Raw genomic sequence first — 25166 nt, forward strand, 5'->3', positions numbered from 1 at the left:
CGTTCGGCCTTCTGAAGTCGCGAAGATCAAGATCAAGATCAAGATCAAGATCAAGATCAACAGAAGCACAAAAAGAAACAGTAACCTGTTTTAACTTTGAGTAGAGGTGTCTGGTTGCGCTTAATAGTTATATTCGGAACAGTATTCACGATATCTGCTGACGTATATAGCACTTAAGTGCGACATTGCCGGGGCGCCTGACAGGCCGCAATAGGTTGCGAGACAGCCCCGGCAATCTATGCTGCGAAGCTAAATTCCTGGGGCCGCGCCACAGCCCACCGTTGCTCTTCGTACCGGGAAAACCCCGACAGCCACCTTGTCAGTCCTCAAGCCACTGCGGGCTATTGAAATTATTCAACCGACAATCCTCTTCAGCGCAATCAACCGCCGCTACAGGCGAGCCGAGCAAGGCTCTCTGCAAACTGCGCTCTCCAGCGTTCCAGGCTTGCGCAAGCAGTGGCAGGATGGCGTGGGGCAGCACGCTGAACATCGGTTGCCAATACCCACCCTGGCGGACCATGGCGGCATTGTTGGCCGCCAAGGCGGCGCGACGCAGGTCGTTGATCAATACCTGATCGACCCGTGGCGCATCGCAGGCGAGCACCACCACCCACCCGTGCCGCGCTACCGCCAACCCGGCAAGCACGCCAGCCAGTGGGCCGGGGAAGCCGGCCTCGACATCACTCACGCATTGTTCTGCGTACCGCTGGTATACCTGCTGATTGCGATTGCACGAAACGATCAGGTCATCACTGAGCCCACGAACCACCGCATGAACGTGGGCAATCAGAGGACGGCCTTGCCAGTCGATCAGCCCTTTGTCACGCCCACCCATGCGTTGGCCACGGCCGCCGGCGAGCATGAGGACAGAGCAAGGGGGCAGGGTGGCAGGCATGAAAAAGGGTTCCTGGCAGTCAATGCCCGAAACCCTCCCACTTCACGCTTCGCTTGTCCAGTCAGTGACCGCGCGTGGCTGGCTCGTGGCCAGGCTCCAGTGGTCGTCGGCGCCCGGACAAACGCATCACCACGACAAAGAACACCGGTACGAAGACCACCGCCAGTGTGGCACTTAACATACCGCCAATGACCCCCGTACCGATGGCTTGCTGGCTTGCCGAGCTGGCACCGGTGGCGATGGCCAGTGGCACCACCCCAAGGATGAACGCCAGAGACGTCATCACGATGGGCCGCAGGCGCAGGCGGGCAGCCTCGAGTGCAGCCTGGGTGGCTTCCATGCCCTGGTCCACCAGGCTTTTGGCGAACTCGATGATCAGGATGGCGTTCTTTGCCGAAAGCCCGATCAAGGTGATCAAGCCCACCTTGAAGAACACGTCGTTGGGCATGCCGCGCAGTGTGACCGCCAGCACCGCACCCAGAATGCCCAGGGGCACCACCAGCAGCACCGCAGTGGGGATCGACCAGCTTTCATACAATGCCGCCAGGCACAAGAACACCACCAGCAGCGACAGGGCCATGAGTACCGGCGCCTGGCTGCCCGAAAGCCTTTCCTGCAGCGACAAGCCGGTCCATTCCAGCCCTACGCCGGGCGGCAGCTGCGCCACGATTCGCTCGATCTCGGCCATGGCCTGACCGGAGCTTTGTCCGGCTGCCGGCTCACCCGAAATGGACACCGCTGGGTAACCGTTGTAACGCGTCAACTGGACTGGACCGCTGACCCATCGGGGCTGGACAAAGGCGCCAAGCGGCACCATCTTGCCGGCGCTGTTGCGCACGTGAATCTTCAGCAAGTCTTCCACCTGGCTGCGCTGATCGCCCTCAGCTTGCACAACCACCCGCTGCATGCGGCCTTGGTTTGGAAAGTCATTGACGTAGCTCGAACCCACGGCTACGTCCAGCACCGAGCCGATATCGGCGAACGAGACCCCCAGTGCATTGGCCTGACGGCGGTCGATCTCCAGCTCCACTTGCGGGCTTTCGGCCAGGGACGCCTCGCGCACGTTGGTCAGTAGCGGGCTCTTGCTCGCCTTGGCCAGCAGCTCGTCACGTGCAGCCATGAGTTGGGCATGACCCAGCCCACCCCGGTCCTGCAGGCGGAATTCGAAGCCGGTGGACTCGCCCAGGCCGTCAATCGGCGGCGGCAGTACGGCGAAGGCGATGGCGTCCTTGAGTTGGGTGAGTGCCATGTTCGCGCGATCGGCAATGGACTGGGCACTGTCATCGGCGCCACGTTCGGACCAGTCCTTCAGGGTCGTGAAGGCCAACGCGGCATTTTGGCCACTGCCGGAGAAACTGAAACCCAGAATTACCGTGGTATTGCCCACGCCAGCTTCACCGCCGTTGTGCGCTTCGATCTGAGCCGCTACTTGCTCGGTCCGCATGCGGCTAGCGCCTGGCGGCAGTTGGATATCGGTGATGGTGTAACCCTGATCTTCGGTGGGCAGGAAGGCAGTGGGCAACTGACTGAAGCCGTAGCCCAACACGCCCAGCAGCACGGCGTACACCAGCAGGTAGATCCCGCTGCGGCGAAGTGCTTGGGACACCCAGCCCTCATAGCCCTTGCTCATACCCTCGAAGCGCCGATTGAACCAGCCGAAGAAACCGCCGCGCTGATGATGCTCGCCTTGGTTCACAGGCTTGAGCAACGTCGCGCACAGCGCCGGCGTCAGGCTCAGGGCAAGGAAGGCCGAGAACAGAATGGAAACTGCCATGGACACCGAAAACTGCTGGTAGATCACGCCGACCGAGCCCTTCATGAAGGCCATGGGCAGGAACACGGCTACCAGCACCAGCGTGATGCCGATGATCGCCCCGCTGATCTGGCCCATGGCCTTGCGTGTGGCTTCCCGTGGCGCCAGGCCTTCTTCAGCCATGATTCGCTCAACGTTCTCGACCACCACAATGGCGTCATCCACCAGAATGCCAATGGCCAGGACCATGCCGAACAGGGTCAGCACGTTGACCGAGAAGCCCAGTAACAGCATCACGCCGAAGGTACCCATCAGCGCCACGGGCACCACGAGTGTGGGAATCAAGGTATAACGCAGGTTCTGCAGGAACAGGAACATCACCGCGAACACCAGCACCATCGCTTCGAACAGCGTGCTGATGACCTGCTGTATGGAGACCTTGACGAAAGGCGAGGTGTCGTAGGGTATATCGTACTTCACACCCTCCGGGAAGTAGCGCGCCAGGTCCTTCATCTTGGCGCGCACCAGTGTGGCCGTCTCCATGGCGTTGGCACCCGGGGCCAGCTGCACGCTGAATGCGGTGGCCGGTTTGCCATTCAGGCGCGTGCCGTACTGATACTCCTGGGCACCGATTTCTACCCGTGCTACATCACCGATGGTCACCACCGAACCGTCGGTATTGGCCCGCAGTACAATGGCGGCAAACGCTTCTGGCGTGGTCAGTTGGCCCTTGACCACCACGTTGGCGGTGATCTCCTGGGTAGCGGGGCTGGGCAGGTCGCCGATGCTGCCGGGCGCTACCTGCGCATTCTGGGCGCTGATGGCTTCGGCCACGTCGTTGGGAGTGAGGTTCAGGCCGACCAGCTTTGCCGGGTCGATCCAGATGCGCATGGCGCGCTCGGAGCCATACAGCTGCGCTTTGCCGACCCCCTTGATGCGCCGGATCTCGTTCATCACGTTGCGCGCCAGGATGTCGGACAACGCGGTCTCGTCGAACTTCCCGTCCTCGGAGGTGAGCGTGCCCAGCAGCAGGAAGCCAGTGGACACCTTTTCCACCTGCAACCCTTGTTGGGTAACCGGGCGTGGCAGGCGCGACTCGACCACTTTCAAGCGGTTCTGCACGTCGACCTGGGCCAGGTCGGGCACGGTGCCCGGCTCGAAGGTGGCGGTGATGGTGGCGCTGCCCAGGCTGCTCTGCGACTCGAAGTACAGCAGGTTGTCGGCGCCGTTGAGCTCCTGCTCGATCAGGCTGACCACGCTTTCATCCATGGTTGCCGCCGAGGCGCCAGGGTATACGGCGTAGATCTCTACCTGCGGTGGCGCAACATTGGGGTACTGCGCCACAGGCAACTGAGGAATGGCCAGGGCGCCAGCCAGCAGGATGAACAGCGCCACCACCCAAGCGAAAATAGGGCGGTCAATGAAGAATTGCGGCATCGATCAAGCCCTCACTGGCCGGTGTGCTGGGTGACGGAGGTGGCCTGGGGCGCGGTGTCGATCTGCACACGTTCGCCTGCCTTGGCATGTTGCAGGCCTTCGACCACCACCTGGTCACCGGCAGCCAGGCCGTCGCGCACTACCCAGCGGTCGCCCTGTACGCTGCCCAGGACCACCTGCCGTTCGCTGACCTGAGACTGAGCATCCACGACCAGCACCTTCGGCACGCCTGCACTGTCACGCAGGATCGCCCGTTGCGGGACACTCAGGCCTTGCGCTTGCACGGCCTGGGCCAGGCGCACGCGCACATAGCTGCCTGGCAGCAAGTCGAGGTTGGGGTTGGGGAACTCGCTGCGCAGGGTGATCTGATTGGTCGAAGGGTCGACCTGGATGTCGGAAAACAACAGCTTGCCAGGCAGCGGGTAGGCACTGCCGTCGTCCTCGATCAAGGTGACACTGGCCTGGTCTGCGTCGACCCGTTGAAGCTGGCCGGCACGCAAGGCCTTGCGCAGCGCCGTGATCTCACGGGTTGACTGGGTGACGTCGACATGAATGGGGTCCAGTTGCTCGATGGTCGCCAGCGGCGTGGCTTCGTTCTGCCCGACCAATGCGCCTTCGGTCACCTGGGCGCGGCCAATGCGGCCAGCGATGGGGGCGGTGACGGTGGCGTATCCCAGGTTCAGACGGGCTCGTTGCACGGCTGCCTTGGCCTCGGCCACCGCTGCGTTGGCTTGCAGCAGGCTGGCCTTGGCGTTGTCGTATTCCTGGCCGCTGACGGCCTTGTCGTTGACCAGCTCGCGGTAACGCTGCTCTTGCAGGCGAGCCTGATAACGGGTGGCGTCGGCTCTGGCCAGTGCCGCCTGAGCGCTGTCCAGGTCGGCCTTGAAGGGTGCCGGATCGATCTGGAACAACACATCGCCCTGCTTGACGTCGCTACCTTCGCGGTAGACCCGTTTGAGCACCACGCCGGCCACCCGAGCCCGCACCTGAGCGGTACGCGGCGCCAGAATGCGGCCGTTGAGCTCGCTGGTAATGGCCAACGGTTGCAGTTGCAGCGTCTCGACGCGCACATGCGGGACCGGGGCTTGCTGTTCGGGTTCGTCGCTAGCGCTACAGCCGCCCAGGCTCGAGCCTACAAGCGCCAGAAGCGCCAGAAGCGCCATGCGGCGCAGGGTAACAGTGAATGTGTCGGACATTGGGATCTTCCGCTGATGATCTGCGCTATGCTACGGCACCCGGGTCATGATTGGCTGTTAACAGCTGTACGGGGAGTGTGAAAAAGTGTGAAACGATGGGTTGTGCACCGTGATGTTTCTATAAGCTTGGGCCACTATAACGCAGCGCTCACCTGGCCATGCCGAGCCGCAGTGCTGCAAGTCCCTATATCTGCCTGCCAAGCGACCCATGCCCACTATACTTCTGGTCGAAGACGACAGCGCCCTGGCCGAGCTCATCGCCAGTTACCTGCAACGCAACGAATTCGTGGTCCGGGTCATCGCCCGGGGTGACCACGTGCTGGACGAATATCGCCGGGACAAACCCGACCTGGTGATTCTCGACCTGATGCTCCCAGGCATGGACGGCCTGCAGGTGTGTCGTCAATTGCGCCATCAGTCCCAATGCCTGCCAATCCTGATGCTCACCGCCCGCGATGACAGCCATGACCAGGTGCTGGGGCTGGAAATGGGTGCTGACGACTACGTCACCAAGCCGTGCGAGCCACGGGTGTTGCTGGCAAGGGTGCGCACCTTGCTGCGCCGTAGCGGTAACGAACCCAGGCTGGACCATGACCTGATCGTGGTAGGTGGGTTGTGTATCGACCTGGCCGAGCGCACCGTCACCTGGCGCGGCGAGCCTGTCGACCTGTCGGCCGGGGAATTCAACCTGCTGGTCGTGCTGGCGCGCAATGCCGGGGTGGTGCTCAATCGCGACCGCATTCTTCAACAGCTGCGCGGTATCGAGTTCAACGGCACTGACCGTTCGGTGGACGTGGCCATTTCCAAACTGCGTCGCAAGTTCGACGACAACGCAGGCGAAGCACGCAAGATCAAGACGGTCTGGGGTAAAGGCTATCTGTTCAGCCGTGTCGAGTGGGAGTAAGCCGCGATGTTCAAGATCCTGGTGCGGCTGTATCTGCTGATCATCGTGGCCTATGCCGGAGCCTTGCTGTTCATACCCGACACCATCGTGGGGCTGTTTCAGGAACGCTTCATGGCCTACAACCTCAGCCAGACCAAAGGTGTGCAGACGCTGATCGTGCGTCAGTTTCACCAGGCTCCCCAGTCCCAGTGGCCTGTCGTGGCGCAGGCGCTTGCCGACGATTTTGCGCCCTTGCAGGTACAGCTGCTGCGTATTGACCATGCCCGCTTGGATGAAACGGAGCGCGCACGATTGGCACAGGGGGAGTCGGCAGTGCGCCTGGCCCAATGGGGCTACTACGAAACCCTGCTGGCGCCATTGGACAGCCATTGGCTGGTACGCCTGGATTCGCCGCCCGATCCTTTGGACATCAACGTCCTGTCCTGGGGCGTGACGGTGTTGATCGGGGCCGCGATGCTCGGTTGCCTGTTGCTCTGGGTATGGCCGCACTGGCGTGACTTGGAGCGCTTGAAGGAAACTGCCCGGCGCCTGGGCCAAGGGCAGATGTCCGAACGCACGCATATCTCGGCGCATTCGAACATTGGCGAACTGGCCAGGGTGTTCGACACCATGGCAAGCGACCTTGAACGCCATGTCAATCAGCAGCGCGAGTTGCTCAATGCCGTGTCCCACGAGCTGCGCACGCCTCTGACACGCTTGGATTTCGGTTTGGTGCTGCTATTTGACGAAGTGCCGCCGGCCAGCCGCAAGCGTTTGCTGGAGCTGGTCGGGCATGTGCGAGAGCTGGACGAACTGGTGTTGGAGTTGCTGTCTTACAGCCGTTTGTACAATGCCGACCAGGCGCGCGAGCGGGTGGAGGTGTCGTTGCTCGAGCTGGTGGACAGCGTGCTAGGCAGCTTTGCCGAGGAGTTGGACGGGCGTGGCATCCAGTGGGAGGTGCATGCCGACGCCGAGTTGCCACGCTTCGTGCTCGATCCGCGTCTGACGGCCCGAGCGGTGCAGAACCTGGTGCGCAATGCCATGCGCTATTGCGAGCAGCGCCTGGTGCTGCGCTTGCGCCTGGAGCCCGACGGAGCATGCCTGCTGACAGTAGAAGATGACGGCATTGGCATTCCCGTCGAGGAGCGTGAGCGAATCTTCCAGCCGTTCTATCGCCTGGACCGCAGCCGTGACCGCAGCACGGGTGGATTCGGCTTGGGGTTGGCGATCAGCAGGCGGGCCATTGAGGGGCAGGGCGGGACCTTGACGGTTGCCCAGTCCCCATTGGGCGGAGCGCAGTTCCGTATTCGCTTGCCCGCCGGGAAGGTGACCTGATGCCTGATGCCTGGTAGTAAGCCTCTTCTTTTAACCGGCGGGATCTTGTAGCGTGTCGGGTCGTCATTCAGGGAGCTGAACATGCAAGGCAAGGCCCGCAAGATCGTCCAGGCTATTCTCTACGAGGCCATCGCCGTGGCGTGCGTCGCTCCCGCCCTGGAACTGGCGTTCGGGGCGGGGATGGCGCAGTCCACCCTGCTGTCGGTACTGATGTCAGGCGTCGCCATGAGCTGGAACATGCTCTACAACTGGGTGTTCGAGCGCTGGGAGGCGCGCCAGCCTCAGCGCAAGCGCACACTATTGCGCCGCTTGCTGCATGCGCTTGGCTTCGAGGGTGGCCTGGTGGTCATCCTGCTGCCGCTGGTGGCTTATTGGTTGCAAGTCAGCCTGCTGGCAGCGCTTTTGACCAATCTGGCCCTGTTCGTCTTCTTCTTCGTCTACGCCTTCGTGTTCCAGTGGGGCTTCGACAAGGTTTTTGACGTGCCGTTGTCGGCGCAGCAGGCCAAGTGTTGACGTGCGGCCAGCCCTCGGGCTAACGTTCGGCGCATGAACCGCTATCAGCCTGCCTTCGCCAGCATTATTACCGCCATCATTGGATTGGCGGGCTAGCGCGAGCATGCACCGAACCCGCCCTGGAGGCGGGTTTTTTTCATCTGACTCCTGGGCACCGTTAACCGGCCAAGGAGTCGACGATGTCCAACCTGTGTTCCGCCCCGCGAGCAATCACCCCTCAGCAACTGCTGTCCGAGCAGGTTCGGCGTATCTTGGCCGCGCCCGTCTATGACCTGGCCATCGAAACGCCGCTGCAAGAGGCCGCAGGGTTGTCCGACAGGCTGGGTAATCGGGTACTGCTCAAACGCGAAGACCTGCAACCCACATTCTCGTTCAAGATCCGTGGGGCTTATACGCGACTATCGAGGTTGACGACCCGCCAGCGTCAGGCCGGCGTAGTGACCGCTTCGGCGGGCAATCACGCTCAGGGCGTGGCCATGGCCGCCGCGCACCTGGGCATGACGGCCACGATCGTCATGCCGTCCACGACGCCTTCGCTCAAAGTACAGGGCGTGCGCGCCCGCGGGGGACGGGTGGTGCTGCACGGTGACAGCTTCCCCCATGCCCTGGCCCATGCCTTGAAGCTGGCCGACCTGGAAGGAGCCACATTCGTGCCACCTTTCGATGACCCGGATGTGATCGCGGGTCAAGGCACGGTCGGCATGGAGATTCTTCGGCAGTGCCTTGGGCCGCTGCATGCCGTTTTCGTGCCGGTTGGCGGGGGTGGCTTGATTGCCGGAATCGCAGCCTATATCAAATACCTGCGCCCCGAAGTCAAGGTGATCGGGGTAGAACCGGAAGATGCCAACTGCCTGCAGGCCGCCCTGCAAGCTGGCGAGCGGGTGGTGCTCCCGCATGTGGGCACCTTCGCCGATGGGGTGGCCGTGGCCCAGGTGGGCGCCCACTGCTTCGAGCTATGCCAGCATTCTGTGGACGAGGTACTGACGGTCAGCAGCGACGCGCTGTGTGCCGCGATCAAGGACATCTACGATGACACCCGCTCGATCACCGAGCCGTCGGGCGCTCTGGCAGTTGCCGGCATGAAGCAGTACGTGGACCGTGAGGGTATTGGCGGGCAGACACTGGTGGCTATCGATTCCGGGGCCAACATCAACTTCGATCGGTTGAGGCATGTGGCAGAGCGCGCCGAACTGGGTGAACAGCGCGAAGCGGTGATTGCGGTGACCATCCCTGATCAGCCCGGTAGCTTCCGGGCGTTCTGCCAAGCATTGGGCAAGCGCCAAGTCACGGAATTCAACTACCGCTGCCAGCCGGGCAAACCTGCGCGTCTGTTTGTTGGAGTGCAAACGCACCCCGTGCAGGACCCGCGCGATCAGCTGTTGAGCGGTTTAAAAGCACAAGGCTATGACGTTGTGGACCTGACTGACAATGAACTGGCCAAGCTGCACGTGCGCCACACCGTGGGTGGGCCTTTGGCGCCTGGCAGTCACGAGCAGGTGCTGCGTTTCGAGTTTCCAGAGCGCCCCGGGGCACTGCTGGCGTTTCTGGAGCGCCTGGGCCAGCGCTGGAACATCAGCCTGTTCCATTACCGCAACCACGGTGCAGCCCATGCGCGGGTGTTCGCTGCGCTGCAAGTGCCTGCCGATGAGCGTGCCGGGTTATTCGTGGCGCTCGACCAGATGGATTATCGCTACTGGGACGAAACGGATAACCCGGCTTATCGGCTGTTCCTCGGCTGAGGCGGGGGTTCATCGCTCGCGCATGAAGAAACCGGCCACGAACTTGCGGAAGGTTTCAGGGCTCTTGAAGTCGGCATACCGTTTGAAGTTCTCGGTATCCGGCTCGGGCCCGATGGGTTGTTCAAGCAGCGATATGGACAGAACACGGTCTTGGTCGGACGTCATCACCAGTTCATCCATGAGCTGCCCGCCAACCACCGGACGGCGCATCTGCACCTTGACGCCCTTGCTGGCCATCCAGTCCACCAGCGATACCAATGCCTTGAGCGGTTCGCGTTCTTCATCGCGATAGACCGGAAACAGATGGCCCCGCGATAGCACCGGTACGCTGGCCACGTGGATCAGCTCAAAGAAGTGACTGCCGGGAGTCATAGGTGAATAGAGTGCCAGCGTCAGCAGCGGGCCGCAGGTGCGCTGACCACCCCAGTACAGATGGTGGCCCTGGAAATCGAAACCGTCTTCGCTTCGGTAGTGAAAGACCTTGCGGCCCTTGATCTGGTCGATGCAGTCGAGCAGTAGCCCATGACGCCGGTGATTGCCAAAGATCGTGGCCTCACGCAGACGCGCCTTGAGCATCATCATGTGCTTCATGTCCAGGCGCGTTTCCAGGTAGTTGCTGGCCGGTACCCGTTCCACCAGCGGATAGCGACTGGCCACAGCACGCAGTTGAGCGAATTGCCCGGTCAGGTCCTGCTTCAAATGCGTGGCGTAAAGGTTCAGGCCGCTGGTCTCGATCCACGTCAGCAACAAGGCCAGCAACCGCTGTTGTTCGCGGCGCTCACCTGGCCCGTTAGTGCTTGTGCTTGCGCCCGTGCGAAAATCGCCGATCAGCCGCAGCGGCGTATCGGGGGGCAGCCAGGCCACCGGCTGGACAGGTGCCTGTGCACGCTCGGCCGCTTCCTGTTCATCCTTGGTAAAGGGGCAGCCTGGGGCATGTTCGGCCGTGCCAGGGTTGTTCTTGAGAAACAACGTACCGGTGTTGCCATTGAGGGTGACATTGAGCACAGGCAGGGCATCGGTGCGGCAATCGCAGGCCAGCCACTGGTTAGCGTTGCGCACCTTCATCAGCATCTGGTTGGCCTGCAGCAGGCGGGGCCCGGTCAAGCCGCCGGTGGCAAAGTCCACCAGCAGCGCGTCTTCGGCGGGCGTCAGGCTGCGCACCTGGGCGGCGGTCTTGTCGATGATACGCATTGAGCGGCTCCGTGCTATGAGCTTCAAGCTTCCAGCAAAGCGGTGCCGCTTTCAACCGTCAGAAGATGTAGTCGGTGGTCAGGAAACTCGACCGCCGATTGCGGATGATGTCACTGAACAAGGCCTTGTTGTCGTCCTCAAAGCGCGTTGCCACCAGGGTGCGTATGGAAAAGACCCTCAAGGCATCGTGCACCGAAAGAGTACCCTCGGCGCTGTTCTTGCGGCCATTGAACGGATAGGTGTCCGGGCCTCGCTGGCATTGGGTATTGATGTTGATGCGACCGACCTGATTGGCGAAGATGTCGATCAGGCTGCCGACGGTGGCAGGATCGTTGCCGAACAGGCTCAGCTGCTGGCCATAGTCCGAGTCCAGAACGTAGTCGATGACCGTCTGCAGATCGCGGTAAGGGACGATCGGCACAACCGGCCCGAACTGTTCTTCCTGGTACACGCGCATCTGCGCCGACACCGGATACAGCAGGGCTGGATAGAAGAACGAACCCCGGCTGCGCCCCCCGTGTTCGTTGACCACCCGTGCTCCCTTGTCAGTCGCATCGTGCACCAGGCCGTCCAGGTAATCGATCTTGCCGGGTTCAGGCAGCGGTGTCAGGGCGACGCCAGGCTCCCAAGGCATGCCCGGCTTGAGTGTGGCGAGCTTGCGCGTGAACTTGTCGAGAAATGCCTCGACCACATCTTCATGGACGAACAGAATCTTGAGCGCCGTGCAACGCTGGCCGTTGAACGACAACGCGCCGGTCAGGGCCTGCTCGACGGCGTTGTCCAGATCGACCCGGGGCAGCACGATGCCGGGGTTCTTAGCGTCCAGGCCTAGTGCCGCGCGCAGCCGATGGGGCCGTGGGTGCAGCTTCTTGAGATCGCTGGCAGCCTTGTGGGTGCCGATGAAGGCGAAGACGTCTACCTTGCCGCTGGCCATCACTGCGCTGACGGTCTCGCGGCCCTTGCCGTAGATGACATTGATGACACCAGGCGGGAAGCTGTCGCGGAAGGCTTCGAGCAGCGGGCGGATCAGCAGCACACCAAACTTGGCGGGCTTGAACACCACGGTGTTGCCCATGATCAAGGCCGGAATCAGGGTGGTGAAGGTTTCGTTGAGTGGGTAGTTGTACGGACCCATGCACAGCGCCACGCCCAAAGGCGCGCGGCGTATCTGACCCAGGGTGCCCTGCACGAGCTCGAAGCGGCTGGAGCGTCTGTCCAAGTCCTTGAGGGCATTGATGGTTTCATTGATGTAGTCGCAGGTGCGGTCGAATTCCTTTTCCGAATCCGCAAGGTTCTTGCCGATTTCCCACATCAGTAGCTTGACCACGGCCTGACGCTGCTCGCGCATGCGCGCCAGGAACGCTTCCACATGGCCAATGCGCTCTGCTACCCGCATGTTCGGCCATGCTCCGCGCCCCTTGTCATAGGCTTGAACTGCAGCGTCCAGTGCGGTCATGGCCGTGTCGGCGTCGAGCAGCGGAGCGTGGCCCAGCACCACTTGTTGCTCCTGGCCGTTGTCCTTGAGCCAAACGGGGCTACGGACTGTGGCCAACGGTCCGTCCCAATGGCGCAGTTCACCGCCCACAAGGTAGTCACGTTGTTCAAGCGGAGCACCCAGTTGCCACGCTTGAGGAACGTCGGCGGCGTTGGGATAAAGATTGTCGAGCAAGGATTCCATGAAACTGCACCTCACAATGGCCGAGAAGGGTCTAGCACAGTGAAACGGTTCAGCGACGAGCATGCGCCTGACCCGGTCAGAATACCAGCGCACAGCAAGCGCTTTAGCAGTGCGCCGGTCGCCCGGCGCGTGATCACGGTGTCACAGGTCGAGCTCGAATAGACCCTCTGCAGGTTGTTCCAATAGGGATTGCCGGTCCGGCCCTGCATTATCGATCACGGCCAACCGGCGCCAGAACTCCCGGCGCGCTCGCTCGGGGTGGGTGAGGAACGGCTCAGCCTCCAGCAGCGCCCTGAGGTCGCGCCGGTATTGCAGTGGCAAGCGGCGCCACAGCGCAAATTCAGGTGGGCCGGCCTGTTCAAAGAAGTCGGTGTAGTCAGCCTCATTCACCAACAGGTCCACGTCGTGGATTTCGTTGTACGCTTCGATCTGGCTCAGTATCGGCCCAGCCAGCCATCTGCTTTCCAAAGACAGCGGGTCGGCTACATGAACGGGCAGGGCGAAGCCGTCGGGTAGCTGCACGAACTGGTTATCGGTCAGGTCGACGGTGAGCGGCTCCGTTAATTGCGCTAACCCCTGTGGCAACTCGGTCAGCGAGCATCCTGACAGGAACAGCGACCTGATACCTGGATTCAGGCGCAGGTCAGGCGCGGCCACCAGCGGATTCTCACTAAGATCAAGTACGGCCAGGCCGGAGTAACTTTGCAGGGTAGTCTGGTCCGTGGCGTCCCAGGTGATGCGGTTGCGTTCCACATCCAACCAGCGCAGTTGCTGGCCGAAGGCCAGGCGAGGCAGGTGGTCGAAGCGGCAATCGCCAAGTAGTAGCCGCCTGAGATTCGGAAACCGCTGGTGGAAGGCCGCAGGTAGCTGGCTGAGTGCAGAGTTCCCGCGCAGAGACAGGTGCTCGATGTGATTGAAATCATCGGTTAGCGGCAAGCTAGCCAAGTCTTCATGCGTCAGATCCAGCTCGGAGAGTTCGAGGCTGTATAGACGACCGCCGCCATCGAGCACCGTGCGCGACACCCGTTGCCAGGCGTTGATGACAGGGCGCACGGCAAGGTGGCGCTGATGTGGGTGCTGGGGATTAGGGGCGGCCCACTGGGCCAGATCACGACGCAAATTCTCAAGACGGGCTTGCAGGTCACGCAAGCGCTGGGTCGGCGAGCGCATGTCATGTAGGTTGTCTTCGTCCTCCTCTTCATTGAGCCAGTCGGCAAACTCTGCGTCGGTCGCAGTGGGAAAAAGACGTCGATAGGCTGCGCTCAACGAGCTGGTCTGGCGTGGCGCTGCCGGCAGTGGCTCAAGCGGCTGCCCGCCACGCAACCAGCCTCGTGTGGCCAGGCGCTGGCTGCGCTGCCCATAAAGCCTGGGTGCGAGGTTGGCACGGTTTGCCTTGGCCCATGTCATCACCCGGTGGCGAAGATGGGCGCCATCCGTATGTTCGATACCCAGCAGTTCGCGACGGCCGCGAGGCAGTGCCTGTTCGATGGCCTGGCAAATATCGATACTTACCATGCCGGGCGCAGGACGCTCTCCAAGGAATCCTTCATAGCCTTGGCTTGATTTGATCACACGAACGAGGTGACCTACGCCGGTATGAGCCAGGATCGGGCCGTCAGGGTTACCGGCGCGCAATTCCAGACGTATATCGGCGGGCCAGTCCGGCATGGCATCAAGCGCGCTGAATAGCAGACGCTCGGTGTCGGCATTGGCCAGCGCCGGCTGGACCAGCCCCTCCAGCGCCCGCACCAGGGGTAGCTCGCTGTGCACCTGTTCGACCGACTGGCGAATGCTGGCAGGCAGTGCCCCTTCTTGCTCCCAGACCAGCGCTTGGCCTGCCTCCAACCGGCCCAGCAGTTGCCTGGCCAACGGCGGCGTGAGGCGCGGGTAGGTCGATAGCAAGCGGTCCACGCCAGGGGCGTGCGACATGCTTGGGCTGTAGCGCTGCTCGAACCACTGCGACGCGTCTTGTGCGTTCATCGAAGGGCATTCGGCGCTAATGCGCAGCCGTTGCAGAACATCCAGCAGTAACGGCGGCGCCGGTTGCCCGCGAAGGTGCAGGTCTCGCAGGCTGTCGGCGTCAATGCCAGTCACATCGCACGCTTGCTGGATGTGCTCTGCTGTAAATGCCTCGAACGGCTCACCCAGGCGCTTCACCAGCGTTGCCAGCGGCCAATCGCCTGGCTGCTCGTGGTGGGCGCGCCAGGCGCCTTGACCATTGTGCTCAAGGGGTGGCTGCCAGGCATCTGCCCGCTCGGGGTGGACGATCTGCCAACGCGACAGTGAAGGCTCCAGCCGCTGCTCATAGAGGTGTCCGTCCATCTTGATGAAGTACCGGCCGTCATGCAGGTACTGGCCCAGCGCGTTGGGCCGCAACTGCGTTGGCAGCGCTTCATTGGAACGGTAGGGGGCCAAGTCCTGGTTCCAGAGCCTGAATGTGCCATCGCTGCCACGTACCTCTTGCAGCGCCGTACCGCGCAGTTTGCCGAACAGTCGCGGCAACGCGTGTCCTGCTGCGGCGAAACCGCCTAGCAACGCAAGGTTGATCCCAACCGATTCGATGTGCTCTAGCGCCAGATGACGATCGCCGGCTTCCCAGGCTTCATAACCTTCGAACGCTTCGTCCAGGAGCTGGCAAGCAGTGACGGCCAACATGAAGGTGCCCACCGCTGGTACGAAAAAGCTGGCGATGTTGAGCAGGTCCCAGCCGCGACTTTCCCACGTCGCCAGACGTTGGGCCCTGGCATTGGCGTCAAACTGTGCGGTGGGAACGGCGAGCAGACTGGCTTCGTGCTGCAGACGTGCCCAGTGCCGGACATAGCAGTCGCTAAATGGATCCCCCTCAATGGGTTGACGGGCCGGGCGCAGGTCAGCGCCCACGGCGCGTTCCCAGGGGCTATCGAGTGGGGTATTGCCATTCGCGTCCAGGTTTTGCTGCAACATATCGAAGAAGTGGCCGCGTTGGTCTTGGGCTACATACCCTGCGAACGCTTCACGCGCTGCTGGCTCGAGCAGCAAGATGGCCAGCGCTTCATGCACGGCTGCCAGGTCCTTGCAGCTACGCAATGCAGGTTCGTGGCTGGGCAGGTACACACCTAGGCCGGCCTGGCCCAGGTCGATCAGCATGACTTCGTACAGGACGGTGCCGAACAGGCTCAGCCGCCAGCATGGCAAAGGCTCGCCCTGTAACAGGCGGTCAAGGTCATCGCGGGCGCTGCCGCTGATCAAGTGCCTAAGCACAGCCAGATCCGCCGCCATCTGCAGGCGAGCTTTGAACACCTGCAACATGTGCGTTTTTACCGCCGGGCTGTCGAAATACCTTTGCAGATGAGCCTGGTAGGCACTTCCCAAATCCAGCGCTCGCATCATGACGGCGAAAGCGGCTGGCGTGAGGGGCAACGCAGTTACATGGTAGCGTTCCGAGTCGATGGAAAATTGTGCATTCGGCACTTGCATGCCAATCGGCGCGGTGCCTGTCACCCTGACGGGCGTGATGTGAATATCCTTGCTCAGGGCGATTGCACTCTGGGAAGAGAAAACTTCATCCTCGGCAAAGTTCTGCAGTGCTGCCCTTACGATGTTTTCCCGTTGGTGGCTATAAACATAGCGCAGGCCGACCCATCGCCAGGTTTGCTCGACGCGCAGCAACTCGCAGGCTTTCAAGTCCACATTCAAACCTTGCGCCTGCAAGCCCTGCTGCACGGCACGCTCTGCGAATTCTGCAACTTGTTCCAGGCCGCGCATCGCTCGACCCAGCGCTGCCTGCGCGTTGATCAATCGCCGATGACTGGCGGCAACACTTTCCCTCAGATCCGGTGGGGCATTGCAGAACCAGTCTTGGGTTTCCCAAGGGGGTTGTTGCGTGTGCTTGAGGGCCTGCCATTGACGCGCGGTGGCCCGTGCAGCCCAATGTGGCAAAGTTGTCGGTGACAGTGAGTTGCTTTCAGACATGTGGCGCGAGCTCCTTTTGTTGAGGCGCTATCACACGTCATGGGTATTTGATGCGGTGGTACTGGGTTATTACCAGGCGCTATAACTCATAGCTTGACCCAATCGCGACCGGGCTGCGCCGTGGATTATTGGCGCCATAAAACATATGGCTTTTATAGAGGCTCGCTACTTGCCAAACACTTTAATAGCACCTTAAATTGTTACTGAATGTGAAACCTCAAGTAATGCAATGCCCTATTAATCAATAGGTTAGTCGTGCTTCGGCTTTTTATATGTCTGCAAGAACGCAGAACCTACAATGGACGTCGAATCTGATGAAACAGACGCTCTGGGCAGTGACTCGTCGCTCACTGTCACCCTCCCAGCGATATCGGTTACGGCACTTGGCAACCCAGGCCCGTGAGATTGCCGCCCGTGCCTGTGTCTGGCGTTGGGAAATCAGTCGGTTTCGCCTACAACACGAAAGTGCCCATGACATCCTTTATGTGGGCCGCAAACAGCAACGCGACATGGCAAAGTTGCTGATGAGCGGACTGTCCAGCCCCCTCTCTTCAGTGATCAGCCCTGTACCAAACGCCCGACGTCCAGTAGTGATGGTGAGCGAAGTTCCTACCGCGGGTGCTCTGACGGTGCCTCACTACGTGAGTGCTGTCGTGCCGTTGGGGCGCCCCCTAGAAGACATAACCGCGCGCTATGACAGCGAGTTGCGCCGCAGCATTCGCAAACACCGGCCCCTTTATCACATGCGCCAGGCGGTGTCTGACGAGGACATCGAGATGGCGGACCGGGAGTTCTTGCGCCCTTATGCCACAGCCCGCAAGGGCCTTCTTGCGTCGCAAATACCGACCGATGAAGTCTTCAGGATCGCCAGGCAGGTCGGCAGGCTCGACCTCATCGTCCAGGGTGATCACGTGATCGGTTGTCACCTGGGTTGTGAAGTGGTTCGCGACGGCAAGCGCTACTGGAGCACTTTGCGTTTCGGCTACTGCGAGGCGGTGTTCTCCAATGCCAAGCGTCTGCGTGAAGTCAACTCTATTACGACTTACATGGCGCTGGAGTGGGCGCTTGGGCAGGGCTTCGATTACTACGACATTGGCCTGTGTCTGGCGCGGCCCGACGACGGGCTGTTGAGGTGGAAGCGTCGCAGAGGCGGCGACATCGACTCACTTGGCAACCATGCCCACCTCTTCGTGCGCCTGCCCAAATCCGGCATCGCCCATTTTCTGTGGGAGACGCCATTGTTCGCAGTCGAAAGTGACAAGCTTACGCTGCACCTTGGCGTGCCAGACGGCGCGAGCGTGCAGGCGCTGGCCAGCCGTTATCACGAAATGGTCTTTGGCGGGCTCAGCAAGATCTACTTGTATGGTGCCGCGGAGGCGGGCGATCAGCTGGTCACGGCGCTCAAGCAGCGTTATGCAGGCCTGCCATCAGCGCCGGCAATGGAGATCATCACCTGTACCTGATTGCGGTACAGGCAACGCACGGGCCAAGCGGCCACCTTAATCGACAATTTCGCGTGGAGACGTTCAATGGCAGGTGATAGCTTGCAGCCCAGCACTTTGCCCGCGGCCCCGTCGTCGCGCTTATGGACCCTGGCTGCTTATCAGTACATGTTGCGAAAGCGTCTGCTCAGGCAGGCCTCGCCAGATATCAGGAGCATTGCCGAGCGTTCGTGGGACATTGCGCCGGGTGAAATGTCCATTACCCCGCCCGCGATATTTTTGCCAGGCCAGCTCGAGCGCGTCACGGGCTGGGAAGGCAAGCGGTTCTATCCCTTCGTGCATCCGCGCTCGACCATGGAAGGCGGCATCCGGACCGCGCATGGGCCGACCCGCGGCTATTTGTGCAGGGACGTGTGGTTGATCGACGGCGCGTTGTACAAGGGCAAGGCTGCCCAGTGGCTGTCGCACCGGCATAGCGCGTTTGCGCCCCTGAGCGTTGAGCATGAGATCGATCGCGGGGCCATCTACTGCACGCATAACGGCAATGCGTGGTTCGGCACCTGGTTGATGGAGGATTGCCCGACCTACGCGCTGGCCTGCAACGAGGGCATGCCCGTCACCACCGCGCCCTCCGTGAAATACCCGATCTTCACCCAGGCCCCTGCCTATGAAGCATGGCTTGGCATGCAGCCGCATCGCCTGCGTACGGCGTTCTTCCGCGAACTGGTGCTGTTCGATGACCAGAGCAATAACCGTGACCGTCATGCCCGGTATCGGGCTATGGGCGACAAGCTTCGTGCGCATGTGGCCCACGCCTCGCACCCAGGCGTATTTCTGCTGCGCGGCGGCGACGGCGACCTGCGCCTGCTGCGCAACGAACTGGCACTGGCTGAACACTTGCGCGTCACCCGGGGGTTTCGCGTCGTCGATCCGTTGAAAAGCGACGTGCCTTCGATCGTCGCAGCCTGCGCCGGGGCGCATGTGGTCATCGGGGTGGAGGGGAGCCAATTGGTTCACGGCGTGAACGTGCTGGAGGCGGGCGGGTGCCTGCTGACCCTGCAGCCGCCGAACCGCTTCGTCAGCTACTACAAGTACCTCACCGACCGCGACCATCAGCACTTCGGCTTCGTGGTTGGCTTGCCCGACGGGGACGGCTTTCGTATCGACATCCAGGAAGTGGAGCGAACGCTGGACCTGTTCCCGTCTCCGGCGGTGTAGTATAGGCCGATTCCAGGGGATGGGGGCAAAGCGACGATGCTTGAGGTATCTCGGTTCTGGCGTGATCCGGCACTGCCCTTCGTCGAGGCGCGTGTGGTGGGAGACGGGCGCCAGGTGTGCCACGCATCCCACTCCCACGAGAGCTTTTCGCTCGGGGTGATCACCGGCGGGCGCAGTACTTACGTCAGCGGTAACCAACAGTTCGAGGTTGCGGCCGGCAGCACCGTGTTAATCAATCCGGGCGTGATTCACGCGTGCAATCCTGTGTCGGGTCTGCCGTGGTCATACATCATGCTGTTCATCGACACGCCGTGGCTGGCATCGGTAGGTTTTACCTGGCCGAGCCAACGATACAGCGCAGCCCCAGGCCTGTATCAGCAGGTGCTATCGGTATGCGCCACGCTGTTTGACCCCGATGCGGCCGAGCGTGAGCAAGGCCTTATATCGATGCTGTGCGACCTGCCCAGCTTCCTCGACCATGAACCGGCGCCTGAGGCTGCGCTCAACCCGCGCCTTGAGGCGGCCGCAGCGTTCATCCGCGCCCACCGAAGCGATCCGCTAACGCTACAAGACATTGCCACGGCCTGCGGCTTGTCGCGTGCTACCTGATCCGTGCCTTTGGCAAGCGCTTCGGCCTGACGCCGCACGGTTACCTGCTCGATCAGCGTGTGCAACTGGCCCGGTCGCACTTGCGCCACGGGCAATCGATCGCCGAGGCAGCCCAGCACGCGGGCTTTGCCGATCAGTCGCACTTGCAGCGGGCATTCAAGCGGCATCTGGCGGCCACCCCCGGGCATTATCGGTAAGCCGCAGAGTCTATATGACCAGCCCTACTGCGCTGGCGATCAACAACGCAGCAAGCGTACGATTCAATAGGCGCAGCGGGCGCGGGCTCTGCAGGTGCCGGCCTGCAACGCTGCCCGCCCAAGCCCAGCAGGCCACGGACACGAAGCATATCGGTGCGTATATCCCTGTAAAGACCCACAACGCCTGTTGCTCGCCTGCTGCATAGGCGCCCACCCCGGCCACTGCGGCAAGCCACGCCTTGGGGTTCAACCACTGCATGGTTGCCCCGCACCACGCTGAAGGGGGCGCGCAGGTATGAGTGGCGCCCAGTGCGCCGTCGTCGCTGGCGAGTCGCAAGGCCATGTAAAGCAGAAACAGCACGCCCCCGGCCTGGAGCACACCCTGTAGCGGCGCCCAATGTGCCAGTAGCTGATGCAGGCCGTTGCCCACCAGCAGCAGGAGCGCGCAAAAACCCAGTGTCGCGCCTGCTGCGTGGCCCAGGCTGGCGGGAAGGCCGTGCCGAACGCCGCTGGCCAGGGCCACTACATTAACCGGGCCTGGCGAAATGGAGGCCGCCAGTGCGAAGGCGGCCATGGACAATGCTAGATTCATGGCAAAGTACTCACGGGTGATGTGCCGGGCATCATCCAGCCACAACGTCAGTCCGGTATTGAACAAAAGTGCCCACCCGGCGCCGGTGAACGCACCGGCTGCACACGGGCATAGGTTGCTAACGGTTTGTAATAGTTTTGCGCTTACCAGAAAACCTGCTGTGCTTGTAGGATCATCTTCCCTAATTGTTATTCAGGTCACTATGAGCACCTTCGCGGAGCCTCCCAGTCCCCGGCCTTGCTGGCCACATCGTTCAAACCCCTCAATCTCTACGAGTATCCGCTAATGGAATGGCTGGCTGATCCGACGGCCTGGCTAGGCCTGCTCACGCTTATCGTCCTGGAATTGGTGCTGGGTATCGACAACCTCGTGTTCATCGCCATCCTGGCTGACAAACTTCCCCCTCATCAGCGCGACCGCGCGCGCATCATCGGCCTGAGCCTGGCGCTGATCATGCGCCTGGGCCTGCTGGCGAGTATTTCCTGGATGGTCACGCTAACGGCGCCACTGTTCGAGGTGTTCGACAAGAGTTTCTCGGGGCGCGACCTGATCATGCTTTTTGGTGGTGTGTTCCTGCTGTTCAAGGCGACCATGGAATTGCATGAGCGGCTCGAGGGCCATGTCGCCCAGACCAGCGGCCCCGTACGTCACGCGGCCTTCTGGCCAATCGTTGCGCAGATCGTGGTGCTCGATGCGGTCTTCTCCCTGGATGCGGTGATCACCGCCGTGGGCATGGTCGAACACCTGTCCATCATGATGATCGCGGTGATTTTCTCCATCGGTATCATGATCGTGGCCAGCAAGCCGCTGACCCGCTTCGTCAATGCCCACCCGACGGTCATCATGTTGTGCCTGGGCTTTTTGATGATGATCGGTTTCAGCCTGACCGCAGAAGGCCTGGGCTTCCACATCCCCAAAGGCTATCTGTATGCAGCAATCGGCTTCTCGATTCTGATCGAGCTGTTCAATCAGCTGGCCAGGGCTCGGCGCAAGCGCAGCCTGCAGCAGCGTCGGCCTCTGCGTGAGCGTACGGCGCATGCGGTGTTGCGTCTGCTCGGCGGTCGTCGCGTCGAAGCTGACGAAGTCGGGGAAGAGATCGCCGACATGGTAGAGGGCAATGGCGAACAGGTGCTGTTCGATCGCCGCGAGCGGGTCATGATCAGCGGCGTGCTGAACTTGGCCGAGCGCCCGATCCGGACAGTCATGACCGTGCGCTCGGAAGTCGACGTGATTGATCTGGCTCAACCGCCCGACGCCATCACACACGCCTTGATCAGTTCGCCTTACTCGCGGCTGCCGCTGATTCGTGATGGTCGGGTGGACGAGCCATTAGGCTTCGTGCACAAGAAAGAAATGCTCAAGGAACTGCTGTCGGGCAATCAGCCTGACCTGGAGGGCATGGCCCGCGCCCCGTTGAACCTGCTGGACAGTTTCAGCATCCTCAATGCCCTCGAACAGATGCGTAGCCAGTCCACCCACATTGCTTTCGTGGTCAACGAGTTCGGGGATTTCACAGGCGTGCTGACCATGACCGATATTCTCGAATCCATCGCTGGTGAGCTACCTGACGCCAGTGAAGTCGAAGGGCCTGGGATCATTCAGGACAGCGAGGGCTTTGTCGTCAGTGGCGCAGTGAACCTGACCCAGGTGCAGGCTCGAACGGGCTTCGCTGCTCGTGCGACCGAGGACTACCAGACCCTGGCGGGCCTGGTGATGAGCTTGCTCGATCGCCTTCCGGTGGTAGGTGATCGTATTGCCTGGAACGGCTGGACGCTGATCGTCGAGGCTGTGGAAGAGCGCCGGGTACGTCAGGTGCGGCTTAAACCGAACGCCGACGGTGACGCAGCATGTGCTTGAACCCTTCGATGACCAGCACCACCACGGCAGCCCAGATGGGCAGGTAAGTGAGCCATTGGTCTGGACCGATGGTTTCGCCCAACAGCAAGGCTACGCCGACCAGCAGGACCGGCTCGACGTAGCTGAGCAGCCCGAACAGGCTAAACGGCAATAGCCTGCTGGCCAGGACATAAGCGATCAACGCAGACGCGCTGATCGCTCCCAGCACGGGGATCAGTACATAAAGGCCTGGATGGGCCTGCATGTCGGCGCTGGAGAGCGGCCCTTGCACCACGAAATAGATGGCCCAAGGCAACAGCAGGCACATGTCGCACCACAGCCCGCCTAGATGATCCGTGCCGCAGCGGCGCCTTAGCACGAAATAGATCGGGTAGCCGATAACCACCACCAGGGTTTCCCAGGCGAAACTGCCGTGCTGATACAGTTCATGGCCCACCCCAAGTGCTGCACAGCCCACTGCAATCTTCTGCAAGTGCGACAATCGTTCGCCGTAGACCAATCGGCCCGTGAGCACCATGGCCAGGGGCAACATGAAGTAACCCATCGACACTTCCAGGCTGCGTCCATGCAGCGGCGCCCACAGGAACAGCCACAGTTGCACGCCCATCAGCCAGGACGTACCCACCATACCCAGCAGCAGCTGGGGTGTACGTCTGACCCTGCGCAGCAATTCGCCCACCCTTGCCCAGTCCTTGGACACCAGCATGAACAGCGTCAGGCAAGGCAGTGTGAGCAGCGTGCGCCAACCGAAGATTTCCTCGCCGTCCAGTGGCTTGAGCAGCGATGTATAAAAGTACATCACGGCGAACAGGCAGGACGCCGTGACTGATGTAACAATCCCTTTTGACACAAGTGCCTCGTATACAGGAGATGAGCGTTGAGATCAGCCGCGCATGATCTCAGGGGGCGTGCGTTGCGGCAACCGCGAAGCGGCAGGCTGCGCCGCCAGCGTCTGCAGAAACTCGGCGGCAGGCATGGGCTTGGCGTAAAGATAACCCTGCTGGAAGTGAACCCCGTGCTGCTCGAGGTAATCGCGCTGAACTAGCGTTTCGACGCCTTCGGCCACGATGCCGAGCCCCAACTTGACCGATAGTTCGATGATGGTTTCGAGAACGGCAACGGACAACGCGTCCCCGCCGATCAGGGCAACGAAGCTCTGATCTATCTTCAGGTAATCCACCTTGAATTGCCTGAGGTAATTCAGGCTCGACTGGCCCGTGCCGAAATCATCGAGGGCGATCATTACACCGATCTCATGCAACTGCTCAAACAACTCAAGCGTCGTGGGCGAGGGTTCGAGCAACTTGCGTTCGGTCAACTCCAGCGTGAGGATGACCCGACCTGGTGGGAAGTGGGCCAGGAATGCGCGGCAATCATCCAAAAGCTCAAGGCTGCGGCAGTGGTCGGCCGTGATGTTGATGCCGATGTGGAATCCGTCATCCATCAGGGCGGCGTAGGGCGCCAGGCTGCTCGCCGTGTGCTTGATCAGCGAATGGGTCATCGCCACGATCTGGCCGCTGTGCTCGGCATAGGGAATGAACAGGTCGGGCCTTACCAGGCCTTCGCTCGGGTGATTCCAGCGCATAAGCACTTCCACACCCGCCCAGCGGTAGTCCCCTCGACGAACCACCGGTTGGAAATAGGGCAGGAACTCGTCGGCTTCCAGCGCCCTGCGCAGTTCGGCACGCGGCGAGGTAGCCCGCCGGATCTGCCAGTGGCAGGCAACGCCGGCAAGAACGCCCAGCACCGCCAGCAAGCCTAGAAGCGCCAGATAGTGACTGCGCCAAAGCCGGCTCGACTGGGACGCCATGTAGCCGCCTTCAACGCTGAACGGATAGTGTGCAGACGCGATGAACACAGGGGCGCTTGTCGCAACCGGGGCTGGCCCCTGGTGAACAATGCCGTCTCGGCCCATCCAGGCGTTTCCCACGCGCAGGTACAGCGCATGGCCTGCACCGAGCAGTCGCAGCGCCATCAGCAGATGATCGCCATCGACCGTGGTGATCGCCGCGCGGTCTTTGTCACTGGCGCGATAGACCAGCAGCGGATGCCCAGGTGTAACGGAATTACCGTCCATCAACCACAGGTGCCCATCGACATAGTCGCTGGCTGTCACTGGTTCATCGAACGCGCCGAACAACGAACTGCAGTACAGTCGATCCTGCTTGACCAGGTTGGTCGAGCGGATGAAGGCGTTGCGGGTGACTTCGCCCCGTAACAGAAGCTGCGCCTCGGTGCACGGCGTACCCGCAGAGGGCAGCAACGCGATCGCTGTACGCGAGGCCCCGTCGAGGATGCGTTCGACGTGCTCCATGACCTGCTGGGCAGACGCTCGGCTGCCAGCTTGCAGATCACGCTCGATCTGCCAGTTCATCACGGCGATGCCGCATGCGATAGGGAATGCGCCGACCATCCAGGGCAGCAGGGTTCGCCAGCCGAAGCCTGAGCGCGATTTTCTAGAAAGGGGCATAGTGGCAACTGATCGAGGGAGACGCTACAAAGCATAGCCCTATGCCCAGGGGCGAGGAACAAATGCGGGACAAAACAAATTACGCTGTGTAGAATCGATTTACGAAAAAAACAATAAGGCTCCTTTGTTTCAGAGGAGTCACACCTGCTGAGTACGGGTCCTATGACATACCCTGGCTTCAGATTGATCATCGGCGACTTCCTCGCGCGC

General features: G+C 61.5%; 16 protein-coding genes and 1 pseudogene. 8 read left to right on the plus strand and 9 right to left on the minus strand.

Going from position 1 to position 25166, the window contains the following annotated elements:
- Positions 1-319 precede the first annotated feature (319 nt).
- The 3 genes from mobA to ACF8GB_RS10095 all read right to left on the minus strand — a co-directional run bounded on the left by mobA (position 320) and on the right by ACF8GB_RS10095 (position 5281).
- Positions 320-895, minus strand: coding sequence for a molybdenum cofactor guanylyltransferase MobA (gene mobA, locus ACF8GB_RS10085; RefSeq protein ID WP_145257444.1), 576 nt, complete (start codon positions 893-895; stop codon positions 320-322).
- A 61-nt stretch (positions 896-956) separates the two neighbouring features.
- Complete coding sequence (locus ACF8GB_RS10090; RefSeq protein ID WP_392526943.1) at positions 957-4085, minus strand: multidrug efflux RND transporter permease subunit; 3129 nt, start codon at positions 4083-4085, stop codon at positions 957-959.
- An 11-nt stretch (positions 4086-4096) separates the two neighbouring features.
- The gene (locus ACF8GB_RS10095; protein WP_078478581.1) at positions 4097-5281 is read right to left on the minus strand and encodes an efflux RND transporter periplasmic adaptor subunit; all 1185 of its coding nucleotides are present in this window, start codon (positions 5279-5281) and stop codon (positions 4097-4099) included.
- Positions 5282-5489: 208 nt separating this feature from the next.
- On the opposite strand from ACF8GB_RS10095, the gene ACF8GB_RS10100 reads away from it, so the two are divergent.
- The 4 genes from ACF8GB_RS10100 (at position 5490) to ilvA (ending at position 9751) form a co-directional block, all read left to right on the plus strand.
- On the plus strand, positions 5490-6185 hold the full coding sequence (locus ACF8GB_RS10100; RefSeq protein ID WP_078478582.1) for a response regulator: 696 nt from the start codon (positions 5490-5492) through the stop codon (positions 6183-6185).
- Between the two features lie 6 nt (positions 6186-6191).
- Complete coding sequence (locus tag ACF8GB_RS10105; RefSeq protein ID WP_058637771.1) at positions 6192-7499, plus strand: ATP-binding protein; 1308 nt, start codon at positions 6192-6194, stop codon at positions 7497-7499.
- A gap of 81 nt (positions 7500-7580) precedes the next feature.
- Complete coding sequence (locus tag ACF8GB_RS10110) at positions 7581-8012, plus strand: PACE efflux transporter (protein WP_392526944.1); 432 nt, start codon at positions 7581-7583, stop codon at positions 8010-8012.
- 179 nt (positions 8013-8191) lie between these two features.
- The gene (gene ilvA, locus ACF8GB_RS10115) at positions 8192-9751 is read left to right on the plus strand and encodes a threonine ammonia-lyase, biosynthetic (protein WP_392526946.1); all 1560 of its coding nucleotides are present in this window, start codon (positions 8192-8194) and stop codon (positions 9749-9751) included.
- A gap of 9 nt (positions 9752-9760) precedes the next feature.
- On the opposite strand, the gene ACF8GB_RS10120 is transcribed toward ilvA, so the two are convergent.
- From ACF8GB_RS10120 to ACF8GB_RS10130, 3 genes are all read right to left on the minus strand, one after another.
- On the minus strand, positions 9761-10942 hold the full coding sequence (locus tag ACF8GB_RS10120; protein WP_392526947.1) for a hypothetical protein: 1182 nt from the start codon (positions 10940-10942) through the stop codon (positions 9761-9763).
- A gap of 58 nt (positions 10943-11000) precedes the next feature.
- Positions 11001-12620, minus strand: coding sequence for an NADP-dependent glyceraldehyde-3-phosphate dehydrogenase (locus ACF8GB_RS10125; RefSeq protein ID WP_058637767.1), 1620 nt, complete (start codon positions 12618-12620; stop codon positions 11001-11003).
- Positions 12621-12761: 141 nt separating this feature from the next.
- Complete coding sequence (locus ACF8GB_RS10130; RefSeq protein WP_392526948.1) at positions 12762-16571, minus strand: dermonecrotic toxin domain-containing protein; 3810 nt, start codon at positions 16569-16571, stop codon at positions 12762-12764.
- 314 nt (positions 16572-16885) lie between these two features.
- Between ACF8GB_RS10130 and ACF8GB_RS10135 the strand changes: the two genes are divergently transcribed.
- From ACF8GB_RS10135 to ACF8GB_RS10145, 3 genes and pseudogenes are all read left to right on the plus strand, one after another.
- On the plus strand, positions 16886-18034 hold the full coding sequence (locus ACF8GB_RS10135) for a hypothetical protein (protein ID WP_392526950.1): 1149 nt from the start codon (positions 16886-16888) through the stop codon (positions 18032-18034).
- A 66-nt stretch (positions 18035-18100) separates the two neighbouring features.
- Positions 18101-19231, plus strand: coding sequence for a glycosyltransferase 61 family protein (locus ACF8GB_RS10140; RefSeq protein WP_392526951.1), 1131 nt, complete (start codon positions 18101-18103; stop codon positions 19229-19231).
- Positions 19232-19267: 36 nt separating this feature from the next.
- Positions 19268-20037: pseudogene (locus ACF8GB_RS10145) on the plus strand (helix-turn-helix domain-containing protein).
- A gap of 10 nt (positions 20038-20047) precedes the next feature.
- On the opposite strand, the gene ACF8GB_RS10150 reads toward ACF8GB_RS10145, so the two are convergent.
- A complete protein-coding gene (locus ACF8GB_RS10150) occupies positions 20048-20629 on the minus strand; it encodes a LysE family translocator (protein WP_392526966.1) in 582 nt (193 codons plus the stop codon).
- Between the two features lie 285 nt (positions 20630-20914).
- On the opposite strand from ACF8GB_RS10150, the gene ACF8GB_RS10155 reads away from it, so the two are divergent.
- On the plus strand, positions 20915-22486 hold the full coding sequence (locus tag ACF8GB_RS10155) for a TerC family protein (RefSeq protein WP_392526953.1): 1572 nt from the start codon (positions 20915-20917) through the stop codon (positions 22484-22486).
- Here the strand turns inward: ACF8GB_RS10155 and rarD are convergent.
- Both rarD and ACF8GB_RS10165 read right to left on the minus strand, forming a co-directional pair.
- Complete coding sequence (rarD, locus tag ACF8GB_RS10160; RefSeq protein ID WP_058605022.1) at positions 22449-23336, minus strand: EamA family transporter RarD; 888 nt, start codon at positions 23334-23336, stop codon at positions 22449-22451. The two genes, ACF8GB_RS10155 and rarD, sit on opposite strands and share 38 nt — an antisense overlap.
- 33 nt (positions 23337-23369) lie before the next feature.
- Positions 23370-24956, minus strand: a complete 1587-nt coding sequence (locus ACF8GB_RS10165; protein ID WP_392526955.1) for an EAL domain-containing protein — start codon at positions 24954-24956, stop codon at positions 23370-23372.
- Positions 24957-25166: the final 210 nt, after the last annotated feature.

It is taken from the genome of Pseudomonas sp. xss_4 (assembly GCF_043104125.1).
In the GTDB taxonomy this organism is placed as follows: domain Bacteria; phylum Pseudomonadota; class Gammaproteobacteria; order Pseudomonadales; family Pseudomonadaceae; genus Aquipseudomonas; species Aquipseudomonas parafulva_B.